Origin of the sequence: Vibrio sp. 14G-20 (genome assembly GCF_026241515.1) — a bacterium.
Taxonomy (GTDB): Bacteria; Pseudomonadota; Gammaproteobacteria; order Enterobacterales; family Vibrionaceae; genus Vibrio.
The window spans coordinates 1-13,009 of the sequence record NZ_JAPHPW010000017.1 but is presented as its reverse complement, the minus strand read 5'-3'; the positions used below and the strand labels follow the sequence as shown (position 1 = coordinate 13,009).

11 protein-coding genes and 1 pseudogene are annotated in these 13,009 nt (G+C 46.5%); all 12 read left to right on the top strand.

Annotated features, from left to right (window positions below):
* Nucleotides 1-3: 3 nt before the first annotated feature.
* On the top strand, nt 4-786 hold the full coding sequence (fliR, locus tag OQJ75_RS15320) for a flagellar biosynthetic protein FliR (protein WP_017060672.1): 783 nt from the start codon (nt 4-6) through the stop codon (nt 784-786).
* 9 nt (nt 787-795) lie between these two features.
* On the top strand, nt 796-1,926 hold the full coding sequence (flhB, locus tag OQJ75_RS15315) for a flagellar biosynthesis protein FlhB (RefSeq protein WP_248374298.1): 1,131 nt from the start codon (nt 796-798) through the stop codon (nt 1,924-1,926).
* A 212-nt stretch (nt 1,927-2,138) separates the two neighbouring features.
* On the top strand, nt 2,139-4,238 hold the full coding sequence (gene flhA / locus OQJ75_RS15310; RefSeq protein ID WP_265970959.1) for a flagellar biosynthesis protein FlhA: 2,100 nt from the start codon (nt 2,139-2,141) through the stop codon (nt 4,236-4,238).
* A 27-nt stretch (nt 4,239-4,265) separates the two neighbouring features.
* Nucleotides 4,266-5,828: a flagellar biosynthesis protein FlhF gene (gene flhF / locus OQJ75_RS15305; protein WP_265970960.1), complete on the top strand. Its 1,563-nt coding sequence runs from the start codon at nt 4,266-4,268 to the stop codon at nt 5,826-5,828.
* Nucleotides 5,829-5,841: 13 nt separating this feature from the next.
* Nucleotides 5,842-6,729: a MinD/ParA family protein gene (locus OQJ75_RS15300; protein WP_248374301.1), complete on the top strand. Its 888-nt coding sequence runs from the start codon at nt 5,842-5,844 to the stop codon at nt 6,727-6,729.
* Nucleotides 6,722-7,456, top strand: a complete 735-nt coding sequence (locus OQJ75_RS15295) for an RNA polymerase sigma factor FliA (protein ID WP_248374302.1) — start codon at nt 6,722-6,724, stop codon at nt 7,454-7,456. The genes OQJ75_RS15300 and OQJ75_RS15295 overlap by 8 nt, the downstream gene beginning before the upstream one ends.
* 42 nt (nt 7,457-7,498) lie before the next feature.
* Nucleotides 7,499-7,867, top strand: coding sequence for a chemotaxis response regulator CheY (gene cheY / locus OQJ75_RS15290; RefSeq protein ID WP_016767062.1), 369 nt, complete (start codon nt 7,499-7,501; stop codon nt 7,865-7,867).
* A 105-nt stretch (nt 7,868-7,972) separates the two neighbouring features.
* Complete coding sequence (locus OQJ75_RS15285; protein WP_248388041.1) at nt 7,973-8,704, top strand: protein phosphatase CheZ; 732 nt, start codon at nt 7,973-7,975, stop codon at nt 8,702-8,704.
* A gap of 9 nt (nt 8,705-8,713) precedes the next feature.
* On the top strand, nt 8,714-10,888 hold the full coding sequence (locus OQJ75_RS15280; protein WP_265970961.1) for a chemotaxis protein CheA: 2,175 nt from the start codon (nt 8,714-8,716) through the stop codon (nt 10,886-10,888).
* 13 nt (nt 10,889-10,901) lie between these two features.
* Nucleotides 10,902-12,026: a protein-glutamate methylesterase/protein-glutamine glutaminase gene (locus tag OQJ75_RS15275; RefSeq protein ID WP_248388039.1), complete on the top strand. Its 1,125-nt coding sequence runs from the start codon at nt 10,902-10,904 to the stop codon at nt 12,024-12,026.
* Between the two features lie 10 nt (nt 12,027-12,036).
* Complete coding sequence (locus tag OQJ75_RS15270; protein WP_265970962.1) at nt 12,037-12,819, top strand: ParA family protein; 783 nt, start codon at nt 12,037-12,039, stop codon at nt 12,817-12,819.
* Nucleotides 12,806-13,009 (top strand): annotated as a pseudogene (locus OQJ75_RS15265) (chemotaxis protein CheW); the annotation flags it as partial. The gene OQJ75_RS15270 and the pseudogene OQJ75_RS15265, both read left to right, overlap by 14 nt.

The following is a 13,009-nucleotide window of genomic DNA, read 5'->3' as shown; positions in this document are numbered from 1 at the left end:
AACATGGAATACCCAACGAGCCTTGTACTAGAGTGGTTAGCCAATTATTTTTGGCCATACACTCGCATCTCAGCGATGCTGATGGTGATGACGGTAACGGGGGCACGCTTCGTGTCTCCGCGTATTCGTCTGTATTTAGGTTTGGCGATCACTTTTGCGGTGATGCCTGCGATTCCTGCTGTTCCAAAAGAGATTGAACTGCTTTCTTTCCAAGGTTTCCTTACCGTCTTTGAGCAAATCGTGATTGGCGTTGCCATGGGCTTTGTGACTCAGTTCATGATTCAGACCTTCGTCATGCTCGGTCAGATCTTGGGTATGCAATCGAGCTTGGGCTTCGCCTCAATGGTCGACCCGGCTAACGGGCAAAACACGCCTGTACTTGGTCAACTGTTCATGCTACTTGCGACCATGTTCTTCTTGGCGACTGACGGTCACTTGAAAATGCTACAGCTGGTGGTGTTTAGCTTTAAGACCTTGCCGATTGGCAGTGGCTCGTTGACTTCTGTGGATTTTCGAGAGCTAGCATTGTGGCTCGGCATCATGTTCAAAACGGCACTGGCGATGTCCTTATCGGGGATTATCGCGCTGCTGACGATTAACCTTTCTTTTGGTGTAATGACGCGTGCAGCACCTCAGTTAAACATCTTTTCTTTGGGTTTTGCATTTGCACTACTCGTGGGTCTGTTACTTTGTTGGTACATCCTTGGCGGCTTGTACAGTCACTATGAGCTATTTTGGATGCAGGGCGAACAACAGATATGTCGTTTAATCCGGTTAGATTGCTAGGAGACTGAAATGGCAGAGTCAGACGGTCAAGAACGCACAGAAGACGCCACGCCCAAACGCTTGCAACAGGCCAAAGAGAAAGGGCAGGTTGCAAGATCAAAAGAGCTAGCGTCAGCATCGGTACTGATAGTCGGTGCGATTGCATTAATGTGGTTTGGCGAATCGATGGCGAAGGCTTTGTTCGAGGCTATGCAACGCCTTTTCTCTTTGAGCCGCGACGAGATCTTTGATACTAACAAACTTCTAGAAATTGCTGGTGGTGCTTTAGTCAATCTAGTGTTCCCGCTGTTTTTGATACTGATAACCCTGTTTGTCGCTGCCGTCATTGGCGCTGCGGGTGTCGGTGGGATTAACTTCTCAATGCAAGCGGCGATGCCTAAGGCGTCTAAGCTCAATCCACTAAGTGGTATCAAGCGTATGTTTGGCCTGCAAAGCTGGGTTGAACTGCTCAAATCTATTCTGAAAGTGGCGCTTGTATCGGGTATGGCGATTTATCTGATTCAAGCTTCTCAGCATGATTTAATGCAGCTGAGCATGGATGTATATCCGCAGAATATCTTCCACGCTTTGGACATCTTGCTTAACTTTATTCTGCTTATCAGTTGTTCTTTGTTGATTGTGGTGGCGATTGATATCCCGTTCCAGATCTGGCAACACGCCGATCAATTGAAGATGACTAAACAAGAAGTCAAAGACGAATTCAAAGACACTGAAGGTAAGCCGGAAGTGAAAGGTCGAATTCGCATGTTGCAAAGGGAAGCGGCTCAGCGTCGTATGATGGCTGACGTCCCTCAAGCTGATGTGATTATTACCAACCCGGAACACTTTTCAGTGGCGCTGCGCTATAAACAGAATCAAGATAAAGCGCCGGTTGTGGTTGCCAAAGGTGTCGACCATATGGCGATGAAGATCCGTGAAATTGCACGTGCAAACGACATCTATATTATTCCAGCGCCGCCATTGGCGAGGGCGCTATATCACACCACTGAACTAGAACAACAAATTCCTGACGGTTTGTTTACGGCAGTTGCACAAGTGCTTGCATATGTTTTCCAGCTTAAACAGTACCGAAAACGAGGTGGCGAGAGACCAAAACTGCAAGATTCTAATATGCCGATCCCACCTGATTTACGTCATTAGATCAATTGCTTGAGCTCTGCGTGATGAACCCTGATAATAGCGAGTTAGCTAATCTTCTTTTTATTGAGGTGATGGCGATAATTTGACGTGAGATGTTGGTACAGTGTTTGCTGTAGTAAGCCTGAACATTATAAGCCCATAGCAAAACAGCCCTGACTAAGATCTAATCCACTTGTTCAGAGAGCTACAACATAGCGAAACTGTCTAGATTTATGAAATTCTCCCTGCCTTTTGCGGACAAGCTACCTAAAATCCCTAACCGTGCCATGCCTGCGATTGGTGCACCTGTTATGGTACTTGCCACGCTCGCTATGGTGGTGTTGCCCATTCCAGCTTTCTTGCTGGATATGTTCTTCACCTTCAACATTGCATTGTCTATGGTTGTGCTATTGGTTTCGGTTTATACCCGCAGGCCTTTAGACTTCGCTGCATTCCCAACGGTACTTCTGATTGCCACTTTACTTCGATTGGCCTTGAACGTTGCTTCGACACGTGTGGTATTACTCCATGGTCATGAAGGTGGTGACGCAGCAGGTAACGTGATTGAAGCTTTCGGTAACGTGGTTATTGGTGGTAACTATGCGGTTGGTTTAGTGGTGTTCTTGATTCTGATGATCATCAACTTCATGGTTGTAACCAAAGGTGCAGGTCGTATCTCGGAAGTAAGTGCACGTTTCACGTTGGATGCCTTACCCGGTAAACAGATGGCAATCGATGCCGATTTGAATGCGGGTTTGATCGATCAAGATCAGGCTCGTACCCGTCGATTTGAAGTTACCAAAGAAGCGGACTTCTACGGTTCGATGGATGGTGCGTCTAAGTTTGTTAAAGGTGATGCAATTGCCGGTATTTTGATCCTGTTCATCAACATCATTGGTGGCTTGAGTATCGGTATGGCTCAGTTTGACCTTGGTTTTGGCGAAGCAATCGAAATCTATACGCTACTGACTATCGGTGATGGCTTGGTTGCACAAATTCCATCTCTATTACTGTCCATCGCAGCTGCGATGATGGTAACGCGTCAAAACACCGATGAAGATATGGGCGAACAACTTGTCTTCCAAATGTTCGATAACCCTAAAGCCCTAATGATCACTGCTGCAATCCTTGGCATCATGGGTATTGTTCCTGGTATGCCGCATTTCTCATTCTTGAGTCTTGCCATCGTTGCAGGTGCAGGTGCTTATTACATCGATAAAAAGAACAAGAAGAAGGCCGAACAACCCAACCTTCCGGCTACCGTTGAAGCTACTGGAGAAACGGGCTCGCAGAAGGAACTCTCTTGGGATGACGTTCAACCTGTTGATATTATTGGTTTGGAAGTCGGTTATCGTTTGATTCCGCTGGTGGATAGAGATCAGGGTGGCGAACTGCTTGAGCGTGTGAAAGGGGTTCGCAAGAAGCTGTCTCAAGATTTCGGTTTCCTGATTCCGGCGGTACACATTCGCGATAACCTAGAACTGACACCAAACAGTTACCGCATTACCCTGATGGGTGTTGCGGTGGGTGAAGCTGAGATTAAGCCAGATATGGAGCTCGCGATTAACCCGGGCCAAGTGTACGGAATGATCGATGGCGAACCAACGATCGACCCTGCATTCGGATTAGAAGCGGTATGGATTCGTGAAGAGCAGCGTGAACACGCACAAGCTCTAGGTTATACCGTTGTGGACTCGTCTACAGTACTGGCGACACACCTTAGCCAGCAGCTAACCAACAACGCATCTCAGCTCATTGGTCACGAAGAGGTTCAAAACCTACTTGAGATGCTTAGCCGTTCGACACCTAAGTTAGTGGAAGGCTTTGTACCGGATCAATTGCAGTTGGGTGTAGTGGTGAAAGTGCTACAGAATCTGTTGAATGAAGCCATTCCAATTCGTGACATTCGAACCATAGTCCAAACTTTGTCGGAATATTCAAGTAAGAGTCAAGAACCTGACATACTTACTGCGGCAGTTCGTATCTCGTTGAAACGATTAATTGTTCAAGAAATCAATGGAATAGAGCCAGAATTGCCAGTGATAACCTTGATTCCTGAACTGGAACAAATCTTGCATAAAACCATGCAGGCATCCGGCGGAGAATCTGCTGGTATTGAACCTGGTTTAGCCGAACGTTTACAAACCTCCCTCAGTCACGCTACACAAGAGCAAGAGCTGAAAGGTGAGCCCGCGGTGTTATTGACCTCTGGCGTGTTGCGTTCGACTCTGGCTAAATTCGTGAAGAACACGATCCCAAGCTTGAGAGTCTTGTCTTACCAAGAAATACCGGACGAAAAGCAGATACGTATAGTACAAGCTGTTGGTAATTAAGCCGCCTAATTAGAACGGACAATCGAATTGAAAATTAAACGATTTTTTGCAAAAGATATGCGAACGGCTCTGCTCCAAGTTAAAGAAGAACTTGGTTCAGAAGCGGTGATCATGTCTAACAAAAAGGTCGCAGGTGGCGTGGAAATTGTTGCCGCTATTGATGGCGAATCCAGCCCGTCAACAGCGAGCCAGAGACTAAATAAACCTCAGCAGCCTGCACAAAGCCAATATACGCAAATGGCCTCGCCCGCAGCTCCTACTGGACGACGTCAACTAGACGACGACAAGGTTAGCCTACAGTCGAATGCTGAAGGTGGACGCTCAATGACCAAGCGCTTTGCGAATATGCTTAAGCAATACAGTCATGGCGCAGATGATGAACCACAACATCGTGCTGAAAATGAAGATTCATTGTCAGCATTGCTCAATCGCCAATCAAGTACGGGTCATAAGCCTCATAGTCATCAGACTCAAAGCAATTTGCAGTCTCATGGCCATCAGTTATCTCGCGGTAACCAGCAGTCTCACGGAAATCTCGATTCAGCATTTGCTCGTGAAACCGGTTTGTCTAAGTTGATCGCTGAAGACCGCAGAGTAGAACGCCCGGCACCTCGCTTGGATCCAACCCGTTATGATCGTGGTCGAGAGAACACTCAATCCAAAGGTTCTGATACTGAAATGGAAACGATGCGCGAAGAGATGACCTCAATTCGTCGTCTATTAGAGCATCAAGTATCTGGGTTAATGTGGCAAGAAGTAGAGCGTCGTGAACCGCTCAGAGCCATGCTTATTAAGCGCCTTGAGCGTATGGGGGTATCTGCAGAGCTTGCCGATCAAATGGCTTGCTACATTCCTGAAGATACCAAACCTGCACGTGCGTGGAAGGCTTTGTTAGCCTTGGTTGCTGACCAAATCTCCGTTACACAGAAAGATATTTTAAAACGCGGCGGTATTGTGGCTCTACTTGGCCCAACCGGCGTGGGTAAAACAACGACGGTTGCAAAGCTAGCTGCACGTGCAGCCATGGAATATGGCGCTGATAACGTGGCACTAGTGACAACTGATACATATCGTATAGGTGCACATGAGCAGTTATCGATCTACGGTCGAATTATGGGTTGTCCTGTAAGAGTTGCTAAAGATTCTAGCGAACTGGCCGATGTAATATATCAGTTACGTAATCGTCGCCTGATTTTGGTCGATACTGCAGGCATGGGACAACGAGATGTTCGCCTATCTGAGCAGTTAGACACATTGATGCAAGAAAGTGGTTCCGTTATCAATAGCTACCTTGTGTTGCCTGCAACCGCACAGCGCAAAGTGCTGCAAGAAACAATTGAACACTTTAGAAGAATCCCGTTGTCGGGATGCATCATGACTAAGCTGGATGAATCCCTAAGTCTAGGTGAATTCATCAGTGTCGTAATACAAAATGCATTACCAGTTGCTTACATAGCAAATGGTCAACGAGTTCCTGAAGATATCGTTATAGCTCAGCCAAAGTACATGATTGCTAAGGCCAATGAGTTATTAGAAAAATCTACAGAGAATGAACCTCATTACTGGAATAGCGATTCTGAAGGACTCTAGGCGGCGGATAAATATGAATGAAAATATGATACATGATCAAGCTAGCGGCCTCCGTCGCTTAACGAAGCCTTCAATCACGAAAGTTATCGCTGTAACTGGCGGTAAGGGTGGGGTAGGTAAATCTAATGTGACGTTAGGTATGGCTATTTGCATGGCTCGCCAAGGCAAAAAAGTCATGGTACTGGATGCCGATTTAGGATTGGCTAACGTCGACATCATGCTGGGTATTCGTTCTAAGCGAAACCTAGGACATGTTTTGGCGGGTGAGTGTGAACTTAAGGATGCGATTGTCGAAGGGCCGCACGGAATTAAGATCATTCCAGCGACATCGGGTACACAAAGCATGACTGAACTTTCACATGCTCAACATGCTGGTTTGATTCGCGCCTTCGGTTCGCTTGAAGACGAGATGGACATCTTGTTGGTTGATACCGCGGCCGGTATTTCGGACATGGTGATTAGCTTCTCAAGAGCGGCGCAAGACGTAGTTGTGGTGGTATGTGATGAGCCTACCTCGATCACGGATGCCTACGCATTGATTAAGCTGTTGAGCCGAGAGCACCAAGTTCAGCGATTCAAAATTGTTGCAAATATGGTCAGAAGCTATCGTGAAGGCCGAGAATTATTTGCAAAGTTGACTTTGGTCACAGAGCGCTTCTTGAATGTGAGCCTCGAACTCGTAGCATGTATTCCTTTAGATGATAAAGTACGTCAATCAGTTAAGAGACAGAAAATCGTAGTCGATGCGTATCCTCGCTCTCCAGCTGCATTGGCAATCAGCTCTTTGGCTAACAAAGCATTGACCTGGCCAATACCAAAAACACCAAGTGGACACTTGGAGTTCTTTGTTGAAAGGCTGCTGAATCGTACTGAATTTATAGAGGAACCATTTGGTGAATAAAGCGCTTACTTACGACCAACACGCTAATCACAATAGCCAACAGGCTTTTTTTGAGAAGTATTCTGTGTTGGTTAAACGTATCGCTCATCACTTGTTGGGGCGATTACCGCCTAATGTATTGGTTGATGACTTAATTCAAGCTGGCATGATCGGCTTGATTGAAGCGCAACAAAACTATGATGGTACCAAAGGCGCAAGCTTTGAGACGTATGCTGGTATTCGGATTCGCGGGGCAATGTTGGATGATATTCGCCGTGGGGACTGGGTGCCGAGATCGGTTCATAAAAACAATCGAGAAATCAGCAGTGCAATCGCGGAATTAGAGGGTATTCTCAACCGCGACCCGAGTGATGCCGAAGTGGCAAAACATATGGGGCTCAGCTTAGAGCAGTATCACAGTGCTTTAACTGACATTAATTGCTCAAGACTGGTTGGAATCGAAGATTTAGGCGTCTCAGATGATGTAATATCTCCGAATGAAGACTCTCAAGATAATGCGCCTTTTCAAGGGGTTGCTGATGAGTCATTCCGCCAAGCTTTGATCGATTCGATAAAACAACTTCCGGAAAGGGAAGGCCTTGTGCTTTCACTTTATTACGACGAAGAACTCAATTTAAAAGAGATTGGGGAAGTGTTAGGTGTCAGCGAATCTCGTGTCAGCCAAATATTGAGCCAATCTATGCAGCGTTTACGCACTAAATTAAGTGCTTGGACACAGAACGACTAACAACACTGATCCTATTCAGTGGAGGCTAATTTGAACAAAAACATGAAAATTCTCATTGTTGATGATTTTTCAACGATGCGCCGAATTGTTAAAAACCTACTTCGCGACTTAGGTTTCAACAACACTCAAGAAGCAGATGATGGCTTGACCGCGTTACCTATGCTGAAAAAAGGCGAATTTGATTTCGTGGTAACTGACTGGAACATGCCGGGCATGCAAGGGATTGACCTGCTTAAACACATTCGCGCAGATGCAGAACTTAAGCACCTTCCAGTGCTTATGATCACCGCAGAAGCGAAGCGTGAGCAGATTATCGAAGCAGCGCAAGCGGGTGTTAATGGTTACATTGTGAAGCCTTTCACTGCTGCAACGCTGAAAGAGAAACTTGATAAGATTTTTGATCGCTTATAAGCATCAATAAATTTAGGCATTTGTAGATAAACATTGGCTGATAAGTTATCTGTTTATCTCGATAGCCTAAGCGCACAAAGTATGCGGAGTAAGGCCGAATTCAGGATGATTTCATTAGAACAAGCAAAAAAATTAGTAGAGCTGCTTGAGAACGACGAGCAGCAACACGCTGATTCTCTTGTGAGAAGCATTTATGAAGATAACTTTAGTCTTCAAGACAATCCAATGCTTCAAGAAATAGGAAGTCTGACACGCGACCTCCATGACTCTTTGACTCAATTCAATTTCGATGAACGCATCAGCGTTATCGCAAATGACGAAATCCCTGACGCAAGGGATCGCCTTCAGTATGTCATTGATAAAACGGAAGTTGCGGCAAACAAGACGATGGATGCAGTTGACCGCTGTATGCCAATCGCAGACAACCTACACGAGTGTTTACTTCAAGTAAGGCCTCAATGGAATGAACTGATGCATGGCCGCATTGAGCTGGCACAATTTAAAGCTTTATGTCACCGCATTGATGGATTGCTTGTCCAAGTAGAAGGCGACAGTACTGAACTACGTGGACAATTGACTGAAATCTTGATGGCTCAGGATTTCCAAGATTTAACTGGGCAGATAATTAGCAAAGTTATTACCTTGGTGAATGAGGTGGAAGGACGTTTGGTCGAGATTCTCACCGTATTCGGTGCGAATCAAAAAGAGCCAACACCAGAGTCAGAGAAGAAAGCATCGATTGCGCCTGAAGGTCCAATTATGAACCCAGAAGAGCGCGAAGACGCTGTTGCATCTCAAGATGAAGTCGACGATTTGTTATCCAGTCTTGGATTTTAAAGGTAACGTATGAGCTACGATTTAGACGAAGATATTCTTCAGGACTTTTTAGTCGAAGCAGGAGAGATCCTTGAACTCCTATCAGAGCAACTGGTAGAGCTTGAGAATAACCCTGACGACAAAGACCTATTAAATGCTATTTTCCGTGGTTTCCATACAGTAAAAGGTGGTGCTGGTTTCCTAGCATTAACTGAGCTGGTGGATACTTGTCATGGTGCTGAGAATGTGTTCGACATTCTACGAAACGGCCAACGCAGCGTAACATCAGGTTTGATGGATACCATGCTGCAGGCGCTAGATACAGTCAATGTACAGTTTCGCGCCGTGCAAGATCAGGAACCTTTAGTACCAGCTGACCAATCTCTATTGGATGAACTTCACCGTCTCTGCAAACCAGAGTCTGCGGATGAAGTGGCACCAGTAGAAGCGCCTGCACCTATTATCCCTGAACCTGTTGCTGCTGAGCCTGTTGTCGAAAGCTCAAACATCAATGCATCTTCAGTGGATGATATCTCTGAAGATGAGTTTGAGCGCTTGCTTGATGAACTTCACGGTAAAGGTGGTTCACCAACAGCACCTTCTGCACCAACACCGCCGCCAGCACCAGCACCAGCTGCACCTCAGCCTGTTGTTGACAGTGGTGATATTACTGATGACGAATTTGAAAAGTTGTTAGATGAACTGCACGGCGCGGGTAAGAGCCCGACAGCGGCAAGTTCAACGCCTCCACCACCGCCTCCTGCAGCACCTGTTTCAGCGATGTCTGAAGGCGATGATCTGATGACTGACGAAGAGTTCGAGAAGTTACTTGACCAGCTACACGGTTCAGGTAATGGACCTTCGATTGAAGAGTTGGATGCAGCAACTAAGCCTGCAGAAGTTAAGGCCGTTGCACCTCAAGCTGCGCCTACACCGCAACCAGCCGCGTCAGTAGCCGTTAAAGCAGAGCCGAAACCGAGCGTTCCAGCAAAAGCTGAAGTGAAAGCACCAGCGAAGAAACAACAAGCAGATGCCACAGTCCGTGTAGATACATCAACACTGGATACCATCATGAATATGGTGGGCGAATTGGTATTGGTGCGTAACCGACTTGTCAGCCTAGGCCTTAACAGTAACGACGAAGAAATGGCGAAAGCTGTCTCTAACTTAGATGTTGTTACTGCAGACCTGCAAGGTGCGGTAATGAAGACTCGTATGCAGCCGATCAAGAAAGTATTTGGTCGTTTCCCACGAGTTGTCCGTGACCTTGCTCGTAGCTTGCAGAAAGACATCGTTCTTGAAATGCGCGGCGAAGAAACGGACCTTGATAAAAATTTAGTAGAAGCACTTGCCGATCCCCTGATTCACTTAGTGAGAAACTCTGTGGACCATGGTATTGAAATGCCAGAAGCTCGTATCGCAGCTGGCAAATCGCAAACGGGTAAAGTGATTCTATCTGCCTCGCAAGAAGGTGACCATATTGAACTGGCTATCGTTGATGACGGTGGCGGTATGGACCCTGATAAGCTTCGTGCGATTGCAGTTAAACGCGGTTTGATGGACGAAGACGCAGCGTCTCGCTTATCAAACAAAGAGTGTTTTAATCTTATTTTTGCACCTGGTTTCTCAAGCAAAGAACAAATCTCAGACATCTCTGGCCGAGGTGTAGGCATGGACGTTGTGAAAACAGCGATCAACACACTGAATGGTTCAATCGATATCGATTCTGAAATGGGACAAGGCACCAAGATCACGATCAAGGTTCCACTGACACTTGCGATTCTACCCACCTTGATGGTCGGTGTTGCAGGTCACCCATTCGCATTGCCATTGGCATCGGTTAACGAGATCTTCCACCTAGATTTAAGCCGTACTAACGTGGTTGATGGTCAACTGACTATCATCGTTCGCGATAAATCTATTCCGTTGTTCTACTTGCAAAACTGGCTTGCACCAAAAGCAGGTATTGTTGAACTGCGCAAAGGACATGGTCACGTTGTTATCGTTCAACTTGGTAGCCAAAGAGTTGGCTTTGTTGTTGATACGCTTATCGGTCAAGAAGAAGTCGTGATCAAGCCACTTGATAAGCTTCTACAAGGCACGCCAGGAATGGCAGGCGCGACAATTACAAGTGACGGACACATTGCATTGATTCTAGATGTGCCGGACTTGTTGAAGCAGTACGCAGCTGCGTCAAGAATTTAATTTAAGGATAAATATGGCGATTAAAGTATTAGTCGTTGATGATTCGAGTTTTTTTCGTCGTCGCGTTAGCGAGATCATCAACTCAGAGGCTCGCCTAGAAGTCATTGATGTAGCAGTAAACGGCAAAGAAGCCGTTGAGAAAGCGAAACAGCTAAGACCTGACGTAATCACGATGGACATCGAAATGCCTGTCATGGACGGCATCACCGCCGTTCGTGAAATCATGGCCGCGTCTCCAACGCCTATTTTGATGTTTTCATCGTTAACGCATGATGGCGCGAGAGCAACGTTAGATGCTTTAGATGCAGGTGCTCTAGACTTCCTACCTAAGAAGTTTGAAGACATCGCACGTAACCGCGACGATGCGGTTGCATTGCTTCAACAGCGTGTGATTCAGATTGCAGCGAAGCGCGCGTTTATGCGTCGTGCTCCTATTGCGCCAAGAGCGACAGCAACGACTTCAACATCTACGCCATTGCGCCAACCGATTTCAACAGCAGCTTCAACTTCGACAGCGAAACCTGCGGTTACATCAACGGCGAAATTCAGAGCGTCAGGTAAGAAGTATCAGTTAACAGCAATTGGTACTTCGACTGGCGGCCCTGTGGCTCTACAGAAGATTTTGACTCGCATCCCTGCTAACTATCCACACCCAATTGTGTTAGTTCAGCATATGCCTGCTACATTCACCGCTGCTTTTGCTAGTCGATTGAACACCTTGTGTAAAATTGAAGTTCGTGAAGCGCAAGACGGTGATGTGTTAAAGCCTGGGGTGGCATATCTTGCTCCTGGTGGTAAACAGATGATGGTTGATGGCCGCGCAGGGTCTGCACGTCTAAGAATTATCGATGGCGGCGACCGCATGAATTACAAGCCTTGTGTGGATGTCACATTCGGCTCTGCAGCGAAGATCTACGGCGACAAAGTTTTGTCTATGATACTGACCGGTATGGGCGCAGATGGTCGAGAAGGTTCACGTATGTTGAAAACTGCGGGCTCGACGATTTGGGCACAAGACGAAGATAGCTGTGTTGTATATGGTATGCCTCAAGCTGTAGCAAAAGCTGGCATTTCTACTGAAGACCTACCTCTAGACCGTATCGCGGAAAGGATCTTGGTTGAAGTTGGGTTAGCTTAGGTAAATCGAAATGATTGTTTGGAGTGTTGCAAACCAAAAAGGTGGTGTAGGTAAAACGACCACGACCGTGACTCTAGCAGGTTTACTTGCGTTGAGGGGGCACCGTGTTCTGTTGGTTGATACTGACCCACATGCATCACTGACCACCTATCTGGGTTACGACTCAGATACGGTGGCATCGAGCCTGTTTGACCTGTTCCAGTTGCGAGAGTTTAAGGCACAGACGGTAAGACCTTTGCTTTTACAAACGGAAGTTGAAGGAATCGATATTATCCCTGCGCACATGTCTTTAGCGACATTAGACCGTGTAATGGGAAACCGTAGCGGCATGGGGTTGATCTTGAAGCGTGCTTTGGCCGCTTTGAAAGACGACTACGACTATGTGTTGATCGATTGCCCGCCAATTCTTGGTGTGATGATGGTGAATGCACTGGCTGCGAGTGATCGTATATTGATTCCGGTACAGACTGAGTTTTTGGCGATGAAGGGCTTAGAGCGCATGATTCGCACTTTGACCATCATGCAGAAGTCTCGTAAAACGCCGTTTAAGGTGACGATTGTCCCGACGATGTACGACAAGCGAACCAAAGCCTCACTGCAAACATTAACGCAGCTCAAAGATGACTATCCGAACCAAGTTTGGACATCTGCTGTGCCGATTGATACTAAGTTTCGAGATGCGAGCCTAAAGCGCTTGCCAGCATCTCATTTTGCATCGGGTAGCCGTGGTGTATTTGCTTATAAACAGTTGCTTATTTATCTCGAAAGGTTGGCGATAAATGAGCGCGAATAAAGAATCAACATTAGCGCAGCCAAGTCTCTCGAGTGAACAAGCACTGGATGATTACTTTACTGCGCTGTTAGGCGATGAAAACTTTGAATCTGACGATTTTTTTGTTGACGAGTCTAGCGACGAATCACAATCTGAAGAGCCAGAGCCAGAGCCAGAGCCAGAGCCAGAGCCAGAGCCAGAGCCAGAGCCA